We start from the raw sequence: 20,994 nt of genomic DNA, 5'->3' as shown, positions 1-20,994 counted from the left end.
AGGCGGGGAGTGCTCGTGAAATCGGCAAGCGTGGGTGTGCTGTTACTGTCCGTGGTCGGATTCTCGTTTGCGGCCGAGAGCTGGGCCTCGATCAAACGCTCGACACACATACGTGCTCAGGAGCTGGGCCCGGCGCTGGAAACATTGGCGAGAGAGCATGGCTTCCAGGTGCTCTATCGCACCGAGATCGTCGATACACTGCGTTCCCTGTCGATAGAAGGCGAGCTCAGCACCGACGAAGCGCTGCGTCGCTTGCTGAATGGCACCGGGCTCACGTATCGCGTACTCGGTGACAAGGCGATCACGATCGTACCACTCATCGAGGCAGGACCGGCCGGCGCCACATCGAGCCTGCCTGCGAACGCGACGTCGCGCGAGCGCATGCGCGTCTCTCAGGTGGCGTTTCAGCAGAGCGGCGATAAGCAAGCAGTTCGCGGCGGCGACGCACCCGCTGCCAGATCCACCGGGAGCGGCCTCGAAGAAGTCGTCGTCACCGCGACCAAACGTAAAGAGCGTCTGCGCGACCTGGCCGGCGCAGCATCGGCAACCAGCGGAGTTCAGCTCGCGGCCATCGGCGCGCAGAGCAATGCCGATTATCTGGGCCGCCTGCCCGGCGTTGTCTTCAATGAGGGTACCTCCGGTCAGTCGACCGTGACCATCCGCGGCATCGGCACGACCGCCGGTGTGGACCAGGGGCAGGGGCCGACCGGCTACTTCATCAACGAGGTGCCGTTGTCCGAGCCGAGTTACGCGTCCGGCATTCCGGACATCGATACGTTCGACCTCGATCGGGTCGAAGTGCTGCGCGGTCCGCAGGGCACGCTGTTCGGCTCATCATCGCTCGGCGGCGCCGTCAATTACATCGTCAAGATCGCCGATCCCACGCAGTTCAATGCTGGCACCGAAACCACCGTGCGCAGCATCGACCACTCGGGTGGCGATCTGAGCTACACCGCCAAGGCGATGTTCAATATGCCGCTGATCGCGGACAAGCTGGCGGTGCGTGTCGTCGGTTCGACGCGCACCGACGCCGGTTACATCGACAACGTCGGCACCGGCGTCGACGGCTCGAACGATACCGAAGTGAACGGTGGGCGCGCATCCATCGTGTTCACGCCCTCGGCCTCGACCACGCTGTCGCTGCTGAGCCTGTACCAGGAAAACAAGCTCGAAGATTTCCAAACCGTGCAGAGCACGTTCGGGCCGTACCACCGCTCGACGCGCTTTGCGGTGCCATCGGAATACACCATCGAGCTGCACTCGCTGCGGCTCGAACAGGACGTGAGCTTCGCCAATCTCACTGTGCTCGCGTCCACCCATGACAAAGATCACGTTCTCGACAGCGACGTCTCGTTGTCGAATTCCGTCCGCAACTTCGTGCCCAACGGCGTGCTGTCGCGCGAGGATTTCACGACCAACATGCGAACCATCGAGGCGCGGCTGTCGTCCAAGGACGGCGGCGCGCTCAAGTGGGTGGTCGGCGCGATGTACTCGGATACCGAATCCAGAGTCGCGACGTTGTCGTACGCGCCGGGCGGCTTCGATGCTCTCTCCGCGCGTTACAACCCAGCGCTGCTGGAAGGCGACCTCTTCAACCGCAGCTACAGTTTCCGCAACGGCTACGAAAAAGCGCTGTTTGGTGAAGCGAGCCTGACGTTCGCCGAAGTCTGGACCTTGACGCTGGGCGGCCGGTTGTTCGATACGCGCTATGCGTTGCGCCTGGAGCGTTACGGCATTCAGGCGCCGAACGGCCCCGTGTTCATTCCCGAGCGCGAAGCCCTTGGCGATGGCTTCGTGCCCAAGATCTCGCTCGCATATCGGCCCAATTCGGACCACACGATCTATGCGCTCGCTTCCAAAGGATTCCGTTTCGGCAATCCAAACACCGTGGCGGAGCTGCCGGGCTTCGACACGCCGAGCAGCTGGGACTCCGACGAGCTGTGGAACTACGAGCTCGGCTCTCATAGCTTGCTCATGGACGGCCTGCTGCAGATCGACGCCAGCGTGTTCTACATCGATTGGAAAGACATCCAGGTGCGGTTGGTCCGTCCCGACAACTTCACCTACGGCACGAACGCAGGCACCGCTCGCAGTCGCGGCGTGGAACTTGCTGCGGCGATTCGGCCGATCGATCCGTTGACCTTTACCACCAACGTGACTTATCTCGATGCCGAACTGACGGAAACCGTCATGATCGCCTCGCCGCCGCTGCTCGATGGCACGCAGCTGCCGGGCGCGTCGGAATGGCAGATTTCGAACACCCTGACCTATAACTTCGCTACCGTGCTCTCGCCGAGCGTGATCCTGTCGCACCGCTATCTGTCGGATGCGCCGGAGACGCTGCAGCAGCCGTTCGTTCGCGTGGCCGGATACAACCAGTTCGACGTACGCACCAATTTCGACCTCGGGCGCTTCGATCTCGGCTTGTTTGTCACCAATCTCACGGATCGGCGCGCTGTGACCTTCGGATATGGGATCTTCACCACGGGCACGGGTCGTAACGAGTTCATCAATCGTCCGCGCACGTTCGGCATCACGCTGAATTGGAACTTCAACCCTTGACCGGGGCGGCCGGCTTTCGGCCACGAAACAGGGCTTACCAGTGATGATGGGCGAGCGTACGAAGATGACCAGGCGAGAATTGCTTGCGGCGCTACCGGCAGTGGCGATGGTTGGTGAAACGTTCAGCACACCGGCGCACGGGTCGCAGCAGGGAAGTGACATTCTCGGGATGACGGCTGTCGATCTGGCGGCGGCTATTCGCCGCCGGGACCTGTCGAGTCGGGAGTTGATGGTGGCGCATTTGGCGCGAGTCGACGCGCTCAACCCTAAGTTCAATGCCATCGTTTCGCGTCGCGACGGCGATCTGCTGCTGCGAGAAGCCGCGGCGCTCGATGAAGAGGCAGCCAAAGGTTCGTTTCGCGGACCCCTGCACGGCTTCCCGCATGCAGTGAAGGACACCGCCGCGGCGCGGGGCCTCGCGCATACCCGAGGCTCGCCGATTTTTAGAAACAATGTCGCTGAAGCGGATTCGTTGGTGGTCGCGCGCATGCGTGCGGCGGGCGCGATCTTCACGGGAAAAACCAACGTTCCTGAATTCGCATTGGGCTCGCACAGCTTCAATCCGATTTTCGGTGTGACGCGCAATGCCTACGATCCCAGCAGATCTGCCGGTGGCAGCTCGGGCGGCGGCGCCGTGGCGCTGGCACTGCGGATGATGCCGTTAGCTGACGGCAGCGATTTCGGCGGTTCTCTGCGCAACCCGGCTGCCTGGAACAACGTGTTCGGCTTTCGCCCATCGTTCGGGCGAGTGCCATCCGTGCCTTCGGGCGATGTCTTCGGCCAGACTTTCGCAACCTCGGGACCGATGGCGAGGACGGTGCGCGATACGGCGCTGCTATTGTCGGTGCAAGCAGGCGCGGACCCACGTGCGCCTTTCTCGCTCAAGGAAGATCCCGCCATGTTCGCCACACCGTTGGATCGGCAGTGGCAGGGCAAGCGGATCGGATGGCTCGGCGACCTGGGAGGCGCATTGCCGATGGAGCCGGGCGTGCTGCAAACCTGCGAAAAAGCGCTCGGGGCGTTCCGGGACATCGGCATGTCCGTCGAGGCCACCACGTTAGCCGAACCAGCGGACGCGATGTGGCGGACCGCGGTGACGCTGCGTCACTGGTCCGTTGGCGCCGACCTTCTGCCGCATGCGGACCGGCCCAGCGAGCGGGCGATGATGAAGCCCGAAGCGATCTGGGAAGTGGACGGCTATCGCAAGCTCAGCGCCCGCGACATCACCGAGGCACAGCTGGGGCGCACTCGTATTTTCGAGGCGTTCCGCAGAGCGTTCGAGACATTCGATTTCCTCGTGCTGCCCAGCGCGCAAGTGTTTCCGTTCGATGCCGATCTCCGCTGGCCCACGCAGATCGCCGGCCGGACCATGGACACTTACCATCGCTGGATGGAAGTCACGTTGCCGGTGACCATGGCCGGCCTGCCTGCGCTCTCTGCTCCCGCCGGCTTTGGCGGCCCGAGCAACCTGCCCATCGGCATGCAGATCATCGGTCCCACGCACGCCGACCTGGCGGTGCTCCAGATCGGCCACGCCTACGAGAAAGCCTCGCCGTGGATCGGGCAGACGGTTCCGGCGGCAATTCGGAGCTAGACAAGCAGTCCTGATTCAAGGCCGGAGCCCGGCTACGGTACAATGGCCGCCGTAGCATCCGGGAATCATGGATGTGATGGACGAACAGCGTGGCCACCCTGGTACGAAAACCATCTGAACCGACGTTCTGGCACGACGACACGTTGCCTTTCGTCGAGGCGCGTTCGATCGATGACGGTCGCACCGTCCGTTACGGAAAGCACGCGCATGAAACGTTCTCCATCGGTGTCGTCACGAACGGCCGCTGCATCTATTTGAACGGGAAAACGCGGCAGGCCATCGGTGCTGGCACCGTGGTATTGATGAATCCCGGGGACGCACACGCGTGCAACCCGGACGGTAGCGGCCCCTGGTCCTACCGGATGTTGTACTTCGACGTCTCCTGGCTGACCGCCATCCAGCAGACGCTCGGCAGCAGTTGCAGCGATGGATTTGGACCTTTCCTGGCAACCGCCACGACAGATCCAAGCCTGTATGCCGGGTTATATCGCCTTCATGACGTGCTGACCGATCCGCAAGCGGACAGTCTGAAGAAGCACTGCGAGGCACAGGCATTCATGACGACCGTGCAGCAGGTGCTGAGTCCCGCTCCGAGCTCGCCAAGCCACCGGCATCGAGGTCTGGCGCGCGCGGCGGAATTCATCAGAGATAACTACATGCGCTCGATCAAGCTGGAGGAAATCTGCGCAGCGGCCGATCTATCGCCTTCGTATTTGATCCGCGCTTTCGATGACAAATACGGAATGACACCTCATGCGTACGTGACGAACTGCCGCATCGAGTTCAGCCGCTCGCAACTTCGTCGCGGGCGGCCGATTGCGGAAGTGGCGCTCGCGGCCGGATTCTCCGACCAGGCTCATTTGCAACGAAGCTTCAAGCGACTCGTCGCCGCGACACCGGGCCAGTATCGCAGCTGACCTCCGCCGTGCGTGCCACAGCGGCACAGGGTAATTTTCTTCAAGACGCCTCGCATCCTTGCCCAATACGCTCGCTCCTCGATTTCCGAAGAGGGAGGCGAGATGCAGTACCAGCTGGCCGAAATCAATATCGCGACCTTTCGCGTGCCCATGTCCGATCCCGTGAACGCCGGTTTCGTTGCGGAACTGGATCGCGTCAACGCGCTAGCGGAATCTGCGCCGGGCTTTATCTGGCGATTGGTGGGCGAGGGGAACAACGCATTGGACATTCAGGCGTTCGACAATCCCAATGTCGCGATCAACATGTCGGTGTGGAAGGACGTGGATTCCCTGGCGCGCTTCGTTTATCGCAGCGAGGCTCACCGACAGATCATGCGTCGCCGCCGGGAATGGTTCGATCGAATGGACTTTCACCTGGCGCTGTGGTGGGTCGAGGCGGGACATCGCCCAACGATTGCCGAAGGCAAGGCGCGACTCGATAGGCTGTCACGCATGGGGCCTTCGCCAGATGCGTTCCTGTTCAACAAACCTTTTCCTCCGCCGAATGCGCTGCCGCTTGCTCGCGCAGCAACTGTCGATTTCTAGAGCGCGGAACAGGACCCGCAGGAAAGGCCCGGTCATTCCTGGCGGTTGCAATGCTCCTCGAGCACCTAAACAGGTCGCCACCCGGGACCTGTTGCCTCACCATGAAGCAATCCAGCACGGAGAATAACGGCAGGTTATAGCCAGGGCGCGCCTTTTCATCGCAGTCCTCAAGGGGTGTTGGTTAGCTTTGAGCACGGGGGCCAACACAGCAAAACTTTGGGGAGCTTCGCCGTGTCCAGAGCTACTGAGCCATCATCTTCCCGCAGCGTAGTTGCGCTTGCCGTTGTTGCCGCGCTTGCTCATGCGCAAGCGGCAGGCGCGCAGAACGCCACCGCAGCGGACACGCCGCCGCTGGAGGAAGTCACTGTCACAGGCAGCAGCATCAAGCGCAGCGACGATGCGGCTTTGCCGGTCACCATCGTCAGCCAGGAAGCAATGGAACTGCGCGACGCGGCCACGCCCGTCGATCTGCTGACCGCGATGCCCGCGGTTGTCAACGTTCCCATCAACGACTCGAATCAAGGCGGCGTCAGCGCACGAGGTGACGTTTCTTCGGTGAACCTGCGCGGCATCGGCTCGGGCAACACGCTGGTGTTGTTGAACGGCCGCCGGGTGGCGGCGCACGGCATCTCCTCGACCGAAGACGGTGTGCCGCAGATGTCGGTGAACGTCAACACGCTGCCTGCTCGCGGCTTGGATCGAGTGGATATCCTGCGTGACGGCGCCTCCGCCGTGTACGGTTCCGATGCCGTTGCCGGCGTCATCAACTTCGTCACCGACAGCGACTATGTCGGTAACGAGCTGCAGGTGCAGACCGGCATCACCGAGATCGGCTCGGGCTCCGACATGGGCCTGACGCTCACGCACGGCAACTATGCCTTCGGCGACCGGCTGCACTGGATCTCCACCTTCGACTATCTCAAGCGCGAAGAGCTGAAGACCTCGGACCTGCCGAACGCCACCGACGCCGACAAGCGAGCGGTCGCCGCGCCCGGCTTCGACGCCGCCAACGGTCCGTTCTTCGATCGTAACGCGTCCAGCGGCTTTCCTTCGTTCCGCGTCGGCTCGTCGACTGCCACGATGTATCTCACGCCGATGGAAGGCGGCGTCATCGGCATCAAGAACAGCGCGCCGAGTCGCACCGGCGCCGAGCTCGGCTACTACTATGACACCAACGCCGATGGTTATTCGGTGCCGGAGACAGAGCGGTTCAACTGGTTCAACGCGCTGGATTTCAAGGTCAACGACAGCCTGAGCGCGTTCGGCAACCTGGCCTTGTATCGCGCCGACTCGACCATGGTGCGGCCGCCGGTTGCCTACGGCATCAACTCCGATGCGCCGTTGGTGGTTTCGGCCGACAATCCCTACAACCCGTACGGATCGCGCTTCTACAGTCCGACCGGCGCGCCGAACGCGGACGGCACGCCACGCCTGGTGGGAACGCCGCAATCGGTCACGATCGTTTCCAAACGTTTCACCGATATCGGCCCCGAGACCATCGACGTTGAAACCACGGCGGTGACGGCTACTTTGGGGCTGCGGGGTGACATCGCCCCCGGCTGGTCGTGGGAAACAGGCGCGGTGTATTCGCGCGCCGAAACCAAAGACGACTCGTTGAACGCCGTGCGTGAAACTGCGTTGCATGCGCAGACGGCTCTCACGGACAGCACTGCATACAACCCGTTCGGATATAACTTCGCGGTACAGAACGGGCAGGTGGTTGCGACCACGCCTTATACCAATCCCGAGTCGGTCACCTCTGGGTTCGTGCAGCGTTTCCACCAGGAAGGCCGTAATGTCCTGGCGAGCATCGATGCGCGCGTCAACGGCGAGTTGTGGGACCTGGGCGGCGGTCCGATCGCGATCGCGGTCGGCGCCGAGCATCGCTGGGATGATTACGAACTGGTGCGCCCGCAGTTCGCCGGCAAGAACGGCATCAACGACCTGGGCCTCGATCCGGAAGGCAACGATTTCGTGCAGGCCTCGGCGGCCGGCGACGTGATCGGCGACCGGACCGTGGCCGCGGCGTTCGCCGAAGTCGTGGTGCCGATCGTCGGCTCGATGAACGCCATGCCGGGCATCGAACGCCTGCAACTCGGCGCGTCGATGCGCTACGAGGAATACAGCGACTTCGGCAGCACGTCGAATCCCAAGTTCACGCTCGACTGGCGGCCGGTCGATGCGTTGATGATTCGCGCGTCGTACAACGAAGGGTTCCGCGCGCCGAACCTGAGCGTGATGAACTATCCGACCCGCTTCACCGTCGGTTCGTACTTCGATCCGTATCGCGGTCCGGTTACGGGCCTGCCGGTCGATGGTCAGTTCCAGCGCCAGACCGGTATCGAGGGCAATCAGGACCTGGTGCCGGAGACTGCCGAGGGGCGCACGCTCGGCTTCGTGCTCGACGTGCCGTTCGTCGAGGGCCTGCGCATGTCGGTCGATTACTGGAAGATCGAGCAGGAGAATCTGATCGCGAGCCCCATCGCCGAAGAGATCCGCGCCAACGACGCAGCCATGCTGCTCGCGGCGACGCAAGCCGCGTTGGCCAATGGCGTGCCGTTGGATCAGATCGATCTTGGCAGCGGCACGGAGAATTATGCCGGCGATCCGCTGATCCAGCGCTCCGCCACCATCACCGCCGACGATCGCGCGTTCTTCGCCGCATACAACGCCAGTCGCCCGCAGTCTCAGTGGCTGGCTCCGGTCGGCATTCTCGAGGTCACCTACACGCCGTACTCCAACCTGGCGAGTGCGACCATCGAAGGTTACGACTTCAATATCACTTACAACTCGCCGCGCTTCGACTGGGGTCGGCTGGCAGTGAGCACGGATGCGACTTATCTCGATAAATACGAACGGCAGGCAGGGCCGAACGCGGCGGTGGAAACCCGCTTGGGCAAGAACGGCGCGACCAAGTGGCGCGGCTCGGTGAACGTGTCCTGGTCCAAGGACGACGTCTGGTCGGCCGGCATCAGCGCCTATTACATCGGGGACTACGCGGACACCAGCGCCAGCATCAGCGAGGCGACTTACCAAGCCCTGGGACGGCCGAGCTACGTCTATCCGATCGACGGTGTGTATTTCTGGCGCGTCGATGACTCCGTCACCTTCAACGCCTTCGGCGCCTACACCTTCACGCCGGCCGGCGACAGCTGGCTCAGCGACCTGAACGTGCGCGTCGGCGTCAAGAACCTCACCAACGAGGACGCGCCGCTGACCACCGACACCGCCGGTTACGACTCCGCCGTCTACAACAGCGTCGCCATGGGACGTGTCTGGACCTTGAGACTGACGAAGAACTTCTAAATGAAAAACATCAATCGGATTGCCAAAGCAGTGTTGCTGGGATTGTTGGCCGCCCAGGCGGCGGACGCGGCGTCGCCGTCGCGTCCGGCCCGCGGCTGGGAATCGGCCGCGGGCGAGGAGACCAAAACAGTCTTCGCGCTGACCGGCGACGCCATCATCAATCGCCGCTTGTCGACCTTCCGGGCGCCAGGCGTCGAGGACATGTTCGAGCTGATCCGCGAGGCGGACGTGGCGTTCACCAACTTCGAAACATTGATTCACGATTTCAATCTACCCGGCGCGCAGCAGAGCGGCGGCACCTACATGGGATCGCCGCGCTTCATCACCGATGAGCTGGCGTGGGCCGGCTTCGATCTGCTCGGCCTTGCAAACAATCACGTCAACGACTACGGCGTCGATGGCATGCGCAGCACTGTCGCGGCGCTGGCAAAAACCAACTTCGTCTATGCCGGCGTCGGCGAGAATCTCGCCTTGGCGCGCAAGCCGGGATATCTCGACACGCCGAAGGGCAGGGTGGCGCTGATTTCCACCTCCTCGAGCTTTCCCGCGCCGATCGTCGCTGGCGCGCAGCGCAAGGATATGCCCGGTCGGCCAGGCCTGAATCCGCTGCGCCACACCGTCACGTACACGGTTCCGCAAGGAACATACGACACGCTCTCGACCCTGCGCGGTCCTATGAGCTCGAACATGGGAGAGAGCGCTGCAGGTACGCTGGTGTTTGGCGGCGCCGAGTACGTGGTCGGCGACGAAATCAAGATCAGCTCGAGAGCGAACAAGACCGACCTGGAGGAACTGCAGGCGAGCGTGCGCGATGCAGATCAGCAGGCGGACTGGGTAGTGGTGAGCATCCATGCGCACGAATCCGCCAACCCGAAAGACCGCTGGATGCCGGCCGAGTTCGTGGTGGAGTTCGCGCACGCGATGATCGATGCGGGCGCCGACATGGTGGTTGGTCACGGTCCGCACATCCTGCGCGGCATCGAGGTTTACAAGGGCAAGCCGATCTTCTATTCGCTCGCGAACTTCATTTTCGAAAATGATCTGGTCGAGCTGCAGCCGGCCGACAACTACGAGAAAACCGGGCTGAGCCATGCGTCGCTGCCCAGCGATTACTTCAGCAAGCGTTCCAAGAACGACACGGTCGGATTTCCCGCGGATCGCAAGTACTGGCAGTCGGTGATCGCCGAAGTGGTTTACGACAACGATCGCACGTTGCAGGAAGTGCGCCTGCACCCGGTGTCCCTGGGGTTCGGCCAGCCTCGCAGCAAGCGGGGTCAGCCCTATCCTGCGCCGGCGGCCGATGCCGAGCAGATCTTCAAGGATCTCGCGGAAGTGAGCGCTCCGTTCGGCACCACGGTCAGTTACAAGGCCGGTGTGGGCACGCTCTCCTGGAAGAAGTGACGCGAAAGTTCCATGAGTCTACCAGTGAGGCGCGAACGGTCGTTCGGCATCATCGGCGGCCTGTCGCCCATAGCGGACGCGGATCTGCTCTCCAAGCTGATCGAGGCGACCGAGCGACACGTCGATGCCGGCCAGTTCGAGATCGTGTTCGAACAACGTCCGTTCACGCGCAGCGACGGCCCGAGCGCCGCCAACACGGCGCGCATGCTGTACATCTTCAACAGAATCGACAGCTTCAAGGCGCGAGGCATCGGCACGGTGGTGTTGCCTTGTTTCTTGAGCCACAGCTTCATGGAGGAGCTGAAGGAGAACTCGCCGCTGCCGATCGCGGACATGATCGAGGTGTTGTGCAATCACGTGCGCACGACGTTTCCACGGCAACGTCGCATCGGCGTGCTCACAACGGCGGCGTTGCGTGACAGCGCTTTGTTCGAGCGCTATTTCCGGTCGGAGGAATTCGAGCTGCTGTACGCCCGTCCGCGCGGCGGAGTCGACCTGGTCACGGAAGCCGTTTACGGCAGGGACGGCATCAAGAGCGGCAGCCGCAGTGGATATTCCATCGAGCTGCTGCGCGACGCTTGCGCCGATCTCATCGCGCAGGGCGCGCAATTGCTGTTGCCGGGCGTGACCGAGCTTGCCCTGGTGGCGAATGAGCTGGCCCAGGTGCAGGTGCCGTTGCTCGATCCGCATCGGGTGTATGCACAGCATCTGGTCGCCGATCCCGCGGCCGGGATCGAGCGGCCTTTCAAGCTCGGCGTGGTCGGCGGCGTTGGACCCGCGGCGACGGTCGACTTTCTCGACAAGGTGGTGCGTAACACTCCGGCCGCCCGGGACCAGGATCACTTGCGGTTGCTGGTGGAGCAGAATCCACAGATTCCGGATCGCACCGAACACCTGGTGGGCGACGGCATGGATCCGACGCTGGCGCTGTATGCGACCTGCAAGAAGTTGCAAGCCGGTGAAGCGGATCTCATCGCGATTCCGTGCAACACGGCGCACGCCTTCGTCGAAGCCATTCAATCCGAGCTCGACATTCCCATCATGAACATGCTCACCGTTACGGTGAAGCATATCCGCGAGCTGTTTCCCAAGCTGCGCAAGGTCGGCTTGCTCGCCACCGACGGCACCGTCTCGAGCGGGGTGTACAAACGGGCGTTGGAGGACCACGGCCTGCAGGAAGTCGTGCCCTCGCCGCCGTTGCAGGCGAGAGTGATGAACGCGATCTATGGGCCGCGGGGCGTGAAGGCAGGCTTCACCACCGGCCCCAGCGTAGCCGATGTCGACGCGGCGATCGAAGAGCTGGTCGCGCAGGGCGTCGAGGTCATCGTACTCGGCTGCACCGAGCTGCCGCTGTTGCTGCCCGAGCCGGAGCGCGTCACGGCGAGCGGCAAGCAAGTGACGTTGGTCGATCCGACCGACATTCTCGCCAGACGCTGTGTTTCCGCGGCGATGCTGTGGTCGAGGCGCTGATGACATCCAAGAGGCTCACTGCACTCATCGTCGCCGGCCTGGTGCTGGGCGTCGTGCTCGGCTACGCCGTGCATGCCGGCGCATCCGAAGCGGCCGCCACCGGCTTTGCCGAGGCCATCGGACTGTTGCCGTTCGCGTTTCTACGGCTCATCAAGATGATCATCGCGCCACTGGTGTTTGCCACGCTGGTGGTCGGCATCGCGAAAATGGGTGACATCGCAACGGTCGGCCGGGTCGGCGGCAAGGCGCTGGCGTGGTTCATCGGCGCGTCGCTGATCTCGCTGGTGCTGGGCCTCATCGTTGTGCAGATTTTCGAGCCCGGCAGGGCATTGAACCTGCCGTTGCCCAATGAAGGTGCAAGCTCGGGCATGCAGGCCAGCGGCATGTCGTTGAAAGGTTTCATCGAGCACACGCTGCCGATCAGCGCCATCGACGCCATGGCGCGCAATGAAATCCTGCAAATCGTGGTGTTCTCGCTATTTTTTGGCACGGCGATGGCGGCCCTCGGCGAGCGCAGCCGCGCGCTGGTCGAGGTGCTGGACGCGTTGGCCCAAATCATGCTGAAGGTCACCGGGTACGTGATGAACTTCGCGCCGCTCGCTGTGCTCGGCGCGCTGGCCAGCACGGTGGCGAAAGAGGGTTTGGGCATCATCGGCGTTTACGGTCTGTTCATCGGCGAGTTCTACCTGGGACTTGCGATCTTGTGGGGCATCCTGATTGCGCTCGGCGTGCTGTTCGTAGGGCCGGGCGTGTTGCGCCTGGTGCGCGGCATCCGCGGCCCGGTGCTGCTCGCGTTTTCGACAGCGAGCTCCGAGTCCGCCTATCCACGCACGCTCGAGGAGCTCGAGCGCTTCGGCTGCAGCAATCGCGTGGCGAGCTTCGTACTGCCGGTCGGGTATTCGTTCAATCTCGACGGCTCGATGATGTATTGCACGTTCGCGATCATGTTCATCGCGCAGGCGTACGGCATCGAAGTGAGCATCGCTCAGCAGGTCACCATGATCGCGGTGCTGATGCTCACATCCAAGGGCATCGCCGGCGTGCCACGCGCCTCGCTGGTGGTGGTCGCGGCGGCGCTCACTCAATTCAACTTGCCGGAAGCAGGCATGTTGCTGCTGCTGGGCATCGATCATTTCCTGGACATGGGGCGCTCGGCCACCAACGTGGTAGGCAACAGCATCGCGACCGCTGTGGTGTCTCGATGGGAAGGCGAGCTGCAAGCCTCGGCGCCCGCGCGAGATGAGCCGACGCAGTCCGAGGTCGAAGGCCCCGAACTCGAAATTGATGTGAGACGAAGCAATGCGTAGCGAAAGAGTCAGTCACGTGCACGTCGAGACCGGCCAGCAGGGTGGCGCGCAATGGTCGAGCCGCGTTCGCGGCGAGATCGGCAAGGCGGTGCTCGGACAGCTCGCCATCATCGAGCGGCTGCAGATCGCGTTGCTGACCGGCGGACACGTGCTGCTCGAGGGCATGCCCGGTCTGGCCAAGACGCTGCTGGTGAAATCGCTGTCGCAAGCGCTCGGCATGCAGTTCGAGCGCATTCAGTTCACCCCCGACCTGCTACCGAGCGACATCGTGGGCACGATGGTCTACTCGCCCGGCGACGGCCGCTTCTCGCCGCACCGTGGCCCGATTTTCGCGAATCTGGTGCTCGCGGACGAGATCAACCGTGCTCCTGCCAAAGTGCAGAGCGCCTTGCTCGAAGCGATGCAGGAACGACAGGTCACGCTCGGTGGCGTGACGTATGAGCTGCCCAGCCCGTTCCTGGTCATGGCCACGCAGAACCCGGTGGAGCAGGAAGGCACCTATCCGTTGCCCGAAGCGCAGCTCGATCGTTTCCTGTTCAAGCTGCTGCTGGATTACCCGAGCGAGCTGGAAGAGTTGCAGATGGTGCAGCGCTGGGGCTCCGTCACATCGCATCCCGAGTTGCTGTCGGTCTCCAGTGGCGATGAGCTGCTGCGCCTGAGGCAGCTGGTCGATCGCATCCACGTCGCGGAGTCCGTGCAAGCGTACGTTGTGAAGCTCGTGCGTGCGACGCGCGCCATCGCGTCCGGCGCGCAGAAAACACTTTCGTACGGCGCTTCGCCTCGAGCGTGTCTGGGGTTGTTTCAGGCGAGCAAGGCGCTGGCCTGGTTGCGTGACGCCGATTACGTGACGCCGGCGCTGGTTCAGGAGGTCTTCTCGGACGTCATGCGCCATCGAGTCGGCTTGACGTACGAGGCCGAGTCGCGCGGCCTGTCCGCCGATCGCATTCTCAGAGACATTCTCGATCAGACGCCGGTACCGGAGAGCGGCGGACGCGATGGCTGAGATGTCGGCGCAAGTGACTCCAATGCCTTCGGCGCCGACGGCGCTGCTACAGCGGCTCGAATGGCGAGCGCGGCACGCCGTCAACACGACCGTGAGCGGCGAGTATCGCTCCGCCTTTCGCGGGCGGGGCATGGAGTTCGATCAAGTCGTCAAATACCAATGGGGCGACGATCCGCGCGACATCGACTGGAACGTGACCGCCCGCCTGGGGGAGCCGTATCGCAAGCGTTTCGTCGAAGAGCGGGATCTCACCGTTACTTTCATATTCGAGGATTCGCCGGCGCTTCAGTTCGGATCCGAAGGCCGCACACGACGTGAGACGTTGCTGGAGACGGCCGCGTTACTGATGCTGATTGGCGCCATCAACCGCGACCGCGTCGCCCTGTTGTACAGCGCACCTGGAAAGTCATGGTTTCAGCGCGCGTTGCCCGGTCGCAAAGGCATCATGCGGGTTGCGGCGATGCTGCTGGGCCAGCCGGCGCCATCGCTCGGCGGCCCGGCGAGCTGCCCGTTGCCCTGGTCGTTCGTTAAGAAGACGGCGTCACGCGGTAGCGTGTTGCTGTGGTTTGGCCCATTCGCGCCGCAACGAATGCCCGAGCTGTGGCGTGAGCTGCATTACCGTCACCAAGCTGTGGGCGTACGCGCCGACGATCCGTGGGATGTTGAGCTGCCGCGGAACGAGAGGCTCTCTGCCTACGATCCACTGGCTGGGCGATTGACTCTGCTGAATACCTCATCGAGCGCCGAACGCGCGGCGCACGCCGCCTGGCGTGAGCGTCGCGACGCGTACTTCATGGAAATGTTTCCTCGCAGCGACGATCGGCTGGTGGTCCGCAATGAAGACGATCCGCTGCAGGCCTTGGTCGCGTGGTTTCATCGCCATCGCCACGGCGGCGCCCGGGCCTGAGGCAGCGACGTGAATATCTCCGGCGCAACGTTCCACGATCCTTACTGGTTGCTGCTGCTACTACTGTTGCCGGTAATCGCGTGGCTTCGCCGCCGGCGCAGTGTGCCCGCGCTAGTCGTGCCCGGCGCGCACGAATGGCATTCACCCGGTGCGACATCGTCGGCGCTCTGGCCGATCGTCTGCGCCTATGTCGGCATCGCCCTGCTGGTAGGCGGACTGGCGCGACCGCAGGTGTTCGTTCCCTTGGACGATCACCAGCGGCGCGGCTATGACTTGATCATCGCCATCGATCTGTCCACCAGCATGTACGCCGAGGATTTCCAGCGTGGCGCCACGACGGTCAATCGCTTGCAGGCGGTCAAGCCCATCATTTCCGCCTTCATCAACGAGCGGCCCGACGATCGCATCGGCATCGTCGTGTTTGGCGGTCGCGCTTACACGTTCGCACCGCTGACGTTCGATCATGAATGGCTGCGCAAGCAGAGCGCGCGGCTGTCGATCGGGCTGATCGAAGATGGCACCGCCATCGGCGACGCCATCGGGGTGGCGCTGCGTCGACTGCGCGAGGGCAGGGCCGAAGAACAAGGACGGCACGGATCGTTCATCGTGCTACTGACGGATGGTTCTAGTAACAAGGGCTCGCTCGATCCGCGCCAGGCGGCGCGCCTTGCGGCCGACGAAGGCGTCGCGATCTACACGATCGGAGCCGGAGCCGAAGGGTTGGTGCCCGTCCCCGTGTTCGACTACGCCGGCAATCGCACCGGCACCGAGATGCGCGCATCGGAGATCGACTCGTTGCTGTTGCGTGACGTCGCCGAGAGCACCGATGGATTGTTTTTCCGGGCGACTGACGCCAACGCAGTGCGCGACGCCTTCGCCCGTATCGATGAAGCGCAGAAGGTCGAATTCGCCGCGGCCCCGCCACTGGTCAGCCGCGAGCTGTTTCATGTCTTCGCACTCATGGGCGTCGGGCTGCTCGCGCTCGCATGGTATGAAGCGCATTTTCGTGCCGCGCGAGCCGAGCGTGACATGAGCTCCAACCTGAAGCTTTCCACCACAACCACTCACACAGGAATCGAACCATGAAGATTTCGAGACGCGAGGTCCTGGCAGGCCTCGGTTTGGGGTCAGCCGCCGCCGCGCTGCCGCTGGCGGCGGGTGCACAGTCAGCAGCGCGCTCCAACGCCGCCACCCGCAAGATTCGTATCGCGTGCATGCATTTCTCGCACGAGACGGTGACATTCCTGCCGTATGACACCACGACGGAAGATTTCATTTATGAGGGCTCGCCGGCGCGCGGCGAAGCGCTGTTGTCTGCATCGCCGGAAGGCTACATGGGCGGCTTCGTGAAAGTCGCGCGCGAGCATGCGAACGTCGAGCTGGTCGGCATCGAGTCGCCGCTCGGCTCCAAGAAGGGTTCGGGCTCGGGCTGGATCACCAAGCAGGCGTTCGATCATTTCACCGAACGCATGATCGCGGATCTGAAGGCGCAGGGGCCGTTTGACGGCGCATACCTTTCGCTGCACGGGGCGATGGGCGTGCGGGACGTTGCCAAGCCCGAAGCGACACTGGCGCGCCGTGTGCGCGAAGTGATCGGCCCGAAGGGCTTCATTGCCGGCACCTTCGATCCGCACGGCAACGAGGACGACGAGTTCCTGCGCTACGCCAATCTCGCGTTCTGCATCAAGTACTACCCTCACTACGACGGCCACCTGCAGGGCGAGCGCGCCGCTCGCACGCTCATTCGATGCATTCGCGGCGATTACAAACCGACCACGGCAACCGCCAAACCGCCCATCATCACACCCTCGGTTTTACAATGGACCGGCCAGTCGCCGTGGATGGATCTGGTGCAGCGCGCGCTGGTTTGGGAAGCGCGCGAGCCTGACGTCTATGTGAGCTTCTATTACGGCTTTGCCTTCATGGATGCGGCCGACGCGGGCATGACGTTTCAAGTCATGACCAACGGCGATCCGGAGCTCGCCAGGCACATCGCCGACGACATGGGGCAAACCGCCTGGCGCCTGCGCGACGAGCTGGTCCACGGCACCAAGGTTCATCGTCACAAGGAAGGCGTGGCGCTCGCCAAGCAGGCGATGCAGAAGGGCGCCGTGCCCATCGTGCTCGCCGATCACAGCGATCGCACGGGAGCGGCGACCTGGCTGCTCGGCCAGATCATCGAACAAAAGCTCAGCAACACCTTGATCGGCACCATCGCCGATGAGGACGCGATCAACGCGTTGCGCAAGAAAGGCGTCAAGGTCGGCGACAACTTCGACATGGAAATCGGCGGCAAGCTCGATGTCTCGGCGGGCAAGCCGGTGCGCGTGGTCGGCAAAGTGCACACCGTCAGCGGCGGGCTCACCCGCGGCAGCAGTCAGGCCGGCGGCTCACAACTATGGGTGAGCGTGAAGTTCGGCGACAACAACGTAGTGGTGATCAGCCCTTACCTGAGTCAGATCGTGCAGCCGCAATCGTTCACGCAGCTCGGCATCGATCCGAACCAGTTCAAGGCGTTCGCCATCAAGTCGCGCGTGCATTTCCGGCGTGGCTTCTACGACAGCGGCTATGCGAAGACCATCCTGCTGGTCGAGCCGGACGATCCGTTCGTCGGCACGGTGCGCCTGGAGGCGCTGAACTACAAGCATCTCAAGCTCGACAAGTTCTATCCGTACGGCAAGAACGTGACGTATCCGACCACCAGCACCTGATCGGACACTTTGCAATACGCGGCGGTGGGGAATCCACCGCCGCGTGGCGCTTCATCAGCGCTGCGCGTAGAGCGACATCACAGCCTCGCTGCGAATCCATCCGGAAATCTCCGGTTCGCTACTCACCTCACGCCATCCCAAGAAGCGGCGTCCGGCCACCACGACGGCGCCAGCCGACAGTGGTGATGTTTCTTCCGTAGGCACCAGATCCGTGGGCACGGGAGTCACATTCGCGTTCTGCACGAGAATGGCTGCTTGCGGATGACCGAAAGCGCCATACGCGTTCCAACCGGCGATCGACGCGATCAGGAGCAGCGCTCCGAGGGCGGCGGCACCTCGACCCGTCCACAGCAGTACGTGTCGTGGCAATCGCGAATGCCAGCTGGACGAGTACAAAGAGAGCACCAGAGTGCAACAGCCGGCTGCCGTAACGAGTGAAGCGAACAGCGCGAGGCGCTGCCAGGCCGCGGGCGATAGCAGAGCGGGGGCGCGCTCATACCACGCGCCGGCTAACAAGCGACGCAGGCTTCTATCCACAGACTCGGTTTCTCCCAAAGCGGCGAGCAGTGTTTCGCGGGTCGCCGAACCGGTCGGATGCTGGATAAACGCGGCCACTGCGTGGGCAATCGCCTGGTTCAACTCACCTTCCTGAGTCTGGAAAGCGGCGAGATTGCGATGCGCGGCCCAGTCGTTCCAGTGGCTTTCCAGGGCTGTTCGCGCGGCCTGCGCCACTTCCGGAGCCATCGGTTCCGGAGCTGGCTCGATCAGCGATTCATCGGCGGGCTGCGGCGCTGATTCTTGTTCGGCATTCGCAGCGGCGTTGCTCGCCTGCGAGGGCGAGGACCACGGCACATCGGCAAGCGACTGCGGGCCAAACACCAACACCAGCAGTGCGCAAGCGACCGAAGGCAACCAGTGACTGAGGCGATTGGGAAACAACCGCTCGCGCTTCGGCATGTTCACGGTCGCTGCCGCACTCTTGGCGCGTTCGAGCCAGTCATGCGCAGGTTGCGTGTTGGGCCCGTACAGCCCGTGCTCCGTCGTCTGCCACAGCTCGCGCCATCGAGAGCTCACGGTTCGATCGCCGCTGAGCGCATGCGCTGCTTGTGAGACTTCCCCGACACATGGCGCCGAGGTGCGGACGTTCCAAACGCGCGCGGTGACGCGCAGCCAGGCATGCAAGTGCGCAGGACGAGGCAGCCCGTCCGAGTGCTGCACGACTTTCAGCAAGCGGCGCATTTCCCTGATGCCGGCGCGGCGCACGCGATTCGGACATTCCAGCAAAGCGCGTCGCCACGCAAGCGCCAGCCAGAGCAGCGCCGGAATGCCCAGCGCCAGTGCGACGAACCAGTACGGGTTGAGCGACCAGGGCGTCGCGGCGAGCTCGCCCAGGGGCAGCGGATGCATGTTGAAACCTCTTACCAGTCGAATCGATTCGGATCGGCCTGCGACTCCTCGGGCGCCATCAATTGATGCAGGCGGCCGGGGGAATCACGACGCGCGGCTTCGTCCAGGTTCTTGCGAGTGAGCTTGAGAATCGGATCTTCAGCGTCGCCTCCACTGCTGGAGCGCGCGGCTCTGAGGGCAGCAGCGCGAACCTTCGCCGGCGGTTTCGGCTTCTTGCCTCGTTGCAGGTCCGTGTCGGAGTCGGCGGACATGTCGCCCAGCGCGGCATCCGTCTTGGCGGACGCACCTTCACCGAACGAATCGTTCGCCGATTGCTGGCTGCTGTCGCCGGTGACGATGGGGCGCTCGTTCTCCTCGTCCATGATGGCGTCGGGCGCTTGTGACTTGTCATCCATGGCTTCGGCAGGCGGCGGTTCGAGCATCGCGGTGAGCTGACTTCGGTAGTAAGACCAGTCCGCGATCGACGTGTCGAGCTGCTCGCCTCGATGCGCGGCATCGATCGCGTCGCGAATCACACCTTCGGCGATGGCGACGCCGGTGCGTTGCGCGTCGATGCCATAACGAATGGAGGCTTCGACCATCAAGCGAAGGTCGAACGCGTCGTAGCCATACCGGGCAAGGTGATCGGCGATGGCGCGCAGCCGCTCCGCCGGATTGCTGTCGAACACTTCTTGCACCTGAAATTCCGCTTCGGAATCGAAGTGCGCACGGGCCGGAGGAGGGAGGCTCAGGGCCGCGGCCAGAACGATACAAGCGGCGAGGCGAGCAGGCACGTCGGACGCCTCGGAGGAACCGCCAGCGTCTTCCTTGCGGACCTGGCGCGGCTTGGTTCGCTGCTGAAACTCACGCAGCAGGCTCAGCAAGCCGAACAGGATCGCTGGCAACAGGAACCATTGAAAACGCTCGATGCCGGCGCTGCCGGCCGCGTTGCTCACTCTGCCCTTGCGGCCGGTCTCGACGGTTTGCGCCAGCAGCGCTTTCACGTCCGCGACGTCTCGCAGCGAGCCGCCGTCGAAATATTTACCCTGCGTTCTGCGCGCGAGTGCTTCCAACGTTGCCGGCATCAGCTTGGAATGCACGGCGTCGCCGTTGCTGTCGGCCAGATAGCCGCCATTCTGCAAGTCGGGCACGAACGCGCCGTTGGCGGTGCCGAGGCCGATGGCAACGACGTGAATCTCTCGCTCCGCGAGGCGGCCGAGCCGCTGCTCCCACCCTTCGGTGCTGCTCTCACCGTCGCTGAGCACGACGAGATAACGATCGCGGTCGGCCGTTTCGCTGAAGCCTTCCAGCGCGGCGTCGAGCATCTTCGAATAATCGGAGCCGCCGCGCGGCAGGTAGTCGGTGTCGAGGCTCGGCAGGAATTCCCGGATGATCCGGTAGTCGGGGCTGAGCGGCACTTGTACGAACGCCGAGCCCGCGAACACCACCAGCCCCACGCTCTCGCCCTGCAGGCTGTCGAGCAGATATTCGGTGAGTTGCCTGGCATGATCGAGACGCGAAGGAGCCACGTCTTCGGCGAGCATGCTGCGCGACAGGTCGACGGCGATCATGACTTCGCGCGTGTGACTATACGACTCCGAACTTCCCTCGCCCCAGCGAGGCTGCGCGATTGCAATCAGGGCGAACGCGATCGCGAGCATCGCGAACACGGTAGTGCGCATCTTGGGCGCCGATGCGGAGCGAACCTCGTTGCCTGAAATCTCCACCCGCCGCAGGGCGGGCCAGCGCAGCAACGAATCCCGGCGCGCCATACGACGCAGCAGGATGAACCCAAGCACCGGAAACACCAGCGCCAGCAGCACCCAAGGGCTTCCCCAGCTCATT

14 protein-coding genes are annotated in these 20,994 nt (G+C 63.4%); 12 read left to right on the top strand and 2 right to left on the bottom strand.

The genetic code is table 11. The features are described 5' to 3' along the window. The first annotated feature begins 15 nt into the window (after nucleotides 1–15). The 12 genes from JM946_RS17800 to JM946_RS17745 all read left to right on the top strand — a co-directional run bounded on the left by JM946_RS17800 (nucleotide 16) and on the right by JM946_RS17745 (nucleotide 17,763). Nucleotides 16–2,562 carry a TonB-dependent receptor domain-containing protein gene (locus tag JM946_RS17800; RefSeq protein ID WP_203168702.1) on the top strand — a complete coding sequence of 849 codons (2,547 nt, stop codon included), beginning with the start codon at nucleotides 16–18 and terminating at the stop codon, nucleotides 2,560–2,562. Between the two features lie 64 nt (nucleotides 2,563–2,626). Next, a complete protein-coding gene (locus tag JM946_RS17795; RefSeq protein WP_203168701.1) occupies nucleotides 2,627–4,156 on the top strand; it encodes an amidase in 1,530 nt (509 codons plus the stop codon). Between the two features lie 89 nt (nucleotides 4,157–4,245). Further along, on the top strand, nucleotides 4,246–5,073 hold the full coding sequence (locus JM946_RS17790) for an AraC family transcriptional regulator (protein ID WP_203168700.1): 828 nt from the start codon (nucleotides 4,246–4,248) through the stop codon (nucleotides 5,071–5,073). Between the two features lie 102 nt (nucleotides 5,074–5,175). Next, nucleotides 5,176–5,658: a DUF3291 domain-containing protein gene (locus JM946_RS17785; RefSeq protein WP_203168699.1), complete on the top strand. Its 483-nt coding sequence runs from the start codon at nucleotides 5,176–5,178 to the stop codon at nucleotides 5,656–5,658. A gap of 231 nt (nucleotides 5,659–5,889) precedes the next feature. Then, nucleotides 5,890–8,964: a TonB-dependent receptor domain-containing protein gene (locus tag JM946_RS17780; protein ID WP_203168698.1), complete on the top strand. Its 3,075-nt coding sequence runs from the start codon at nucleotides 5,890–5,892 to the stop codon at nucleotides 8,962–8,964. Beyond that, nucleotides 8,965–10,365 carry a CapA family protein gene (locus JM946_RS17775; protein WP_203168697.1) on the top strand — a complete coding sequence of 467 codons (1,401 nt, stop codon included), beginning with the start codon at nucleotides 8,965–8,967 and terminating at the stop codon, nucleotides 10,363–10,365. A 12-nt stretch (nucleotides 10,366–10,377) separates the two neighbouring features. Continuing rightward, nucleotides 10,378–11,835: a cysteate racemase gene (gene cuyB / locus JM946_RS17770; RefSeq protein WP_203168696.1), complete on the top strand. Its 1,458-nt coding sequence runs from the start codon at nucleotides 10,378–10,380 to the stop codon at nucleotides 11,833–11,835. Continuing rightward, entirely contained in the window at nucleotides 11,835–13,142 is a 1,308-nt protein-coding gene (locus JM946_RS17765; RefSeq protein ID WP_203168695.1) for a dicarboxylate/amino acid:cation symporter, read from the top strand. Before cuyB ends, JM946_RS17765 begins: the two co-directional genes overlap by 1 nt. Next, on the top strand, nucleotides 13,135–14,145 hold the full coding sequence (locus JM946_RS17760; protein ID WP_203168694.1) for an AAA family ATPase: 1,011 nt from the start codon (nucleotides 13,135–13,137) through the stop codon (nucleotides 14,143–14,145). Before JM946_RS17765 ends, JM946_RS17760 begins: the two co-directional genes overlap by 8 nt. After that, nucleotides 14,138–15,052 carry a DUF58 domain-containing protein gene (locus tag JM946_RS17755; protein ID WP_203168693.1) on the top strand — a complete coding sequence of 305 codons (915 nt, stop codon included), beginning with the start codon at nucleotides 14,138–14,140 and terminating at the stop codon, nucleotides 15,050–15,052. Before JM946_RS17760 ends, JM946_RS17755 begins: the two co-directional genes overlap by 8 nt. Nucleotides 15,053–15,061: 9 nt before the next feature. Beyond that, nucleotides 15,062–16,138 carry a VWA domain-containing protein gene (locus tag JM946_RS17750; protein WP_322110950.1) on the top strand — a complete coding sequence of 359 codons (1,077 nt, stop codon included), beginning with the start codon at nucleotides 15,062–15,064 and terminating at the stop codon, nucleotides 16,136–16,138. Continuing rightward, nucleotides 16,135–17,763: a M81 family metallopeptidase gene (locus JM946_RS17745; protein ID WP_203168692.1), complete on the top strand. Its 1,629-nt coding sequence runs from the start codon at nucleotides 16,135–16,137 to the stop codon at nucleotides 17,761–17,763. The genes JM946_RS17750 and JM946_RS17745 overlap by 4 nt, the downstream gene beginning before the upstream one ends. A 54-nt stretch (nucleotides 17,764–17,817) precedes the next feature. Here the strand turns inward: JM946_RS17745 and JM946_RS17740 are convergent, their stop codons facing one another. Continuing rightward, nucleotides 17,818–19,170, bottom strand: coding sequence for a tetratricopeptide repeat protein (locus tag JM946_RS17740; RefSeq protein WP_203168691.1), 1,353 nt, complete (start codon nucleotides 19,168–19,170; stop codon nucleotides 17,818–17,820). An 11-nt stretch (nucleotides 19,171–19,181) separates the two neighbouring features. After that, nucleotides 19,182–20,993, bottom strand: a complete 1,812-nt coding sequence (locus tag JM946_RS17735; RefSeq protein ID WP_203168690.1) for a VWA domain-containing protein — start codon at nucleotides 20,991–20,993, stop codon at nucleotides 19,182–19,184. Nucleotide 20,994 lies beyond the last annotated feature (1 nt).

The organism is Steroidobacter gossypii (assembly GCF_016801985.1).
Taxonomy (GTDB): domain Bacteria; phylum Pseudomonadota; class Gammaproteobacteria; order Steroidobacterales; family Steroidobacteraceae; genus Steroidobacter; species Steroidobacter gossypii.
This window is presented reverse-complemented; position numbering and strand designations above follow the sequence as displayed.

Coding starts and splice junctions, on each gene's coding strand:
- JM946_RS17775 (WP_203168697.1), top strand. CDS start 8,965: ATGAAAAACATCAATCGGATTGCCAAAGCAGTGTTGCTGGGATTGTTG.
- JM946_RS17795 (WP_203168701.1), top strand. CDS start 2,627: ATGACCAGGCGAGAATTGCTTGCGGCGCTACCGGCAGTGGCGATGGTT.
- cuyB (WP_203168696.1), top strand. CDS start 10,378: ATGAGTCTACCAGTGAGGCGCGAACGGTCGTTCGGCATCATCGGCGGC.
- JM946_RS17785 (WP_203168699.1), top strand. CDS start 5,176: ATGCAGTACCAGCTGGCCGAAATCAATATCGCGACCTTTCGCGTGCCC.
- JM946_RS17760 (WP_203168694.1), top strand. CDS start 13,135: ATGCGTAGCGAAAGAGTCAGTCACGTGCACGTCGAGACCGGCCAGCAG.
- JM946_RS17740 (WP_203168691.1), bottom strand. CDS start 19,170: ATGCATCCGCTGCCCCTGGGCGAGCTCGCCGCGACGCCCTGGTCGCTC.
- JM946_RS17755 (WP_203168693.1), top strand. CDS start 14,138: ATGGCTGAGATGTCGGCGCAAGTGACTCCAATGCCTTCGGCGCCGACG.
- JM946_RS17735 (WP_203168690.1), bottom strand. CDS start 20,993: ATGAGCTGGGGAAGCCCTTGGGTGCTGCTGGCGCTGGTGTTTCCGGTG.
- JM946_RS17745 (WP_203168692.1), top strand. CDS start 16,135: ATGAAGATTTCGAGACGCGAGGTCCTGGCAGGCCTCGGTTTGGGGTCA.
- JM946_RS17765 (WP_203168695.1), top strand. CDS start 11,835: ATGACATCCAAGAGGCTCACTGCACTCATCGTCGCCGGCCTGGTGCTG.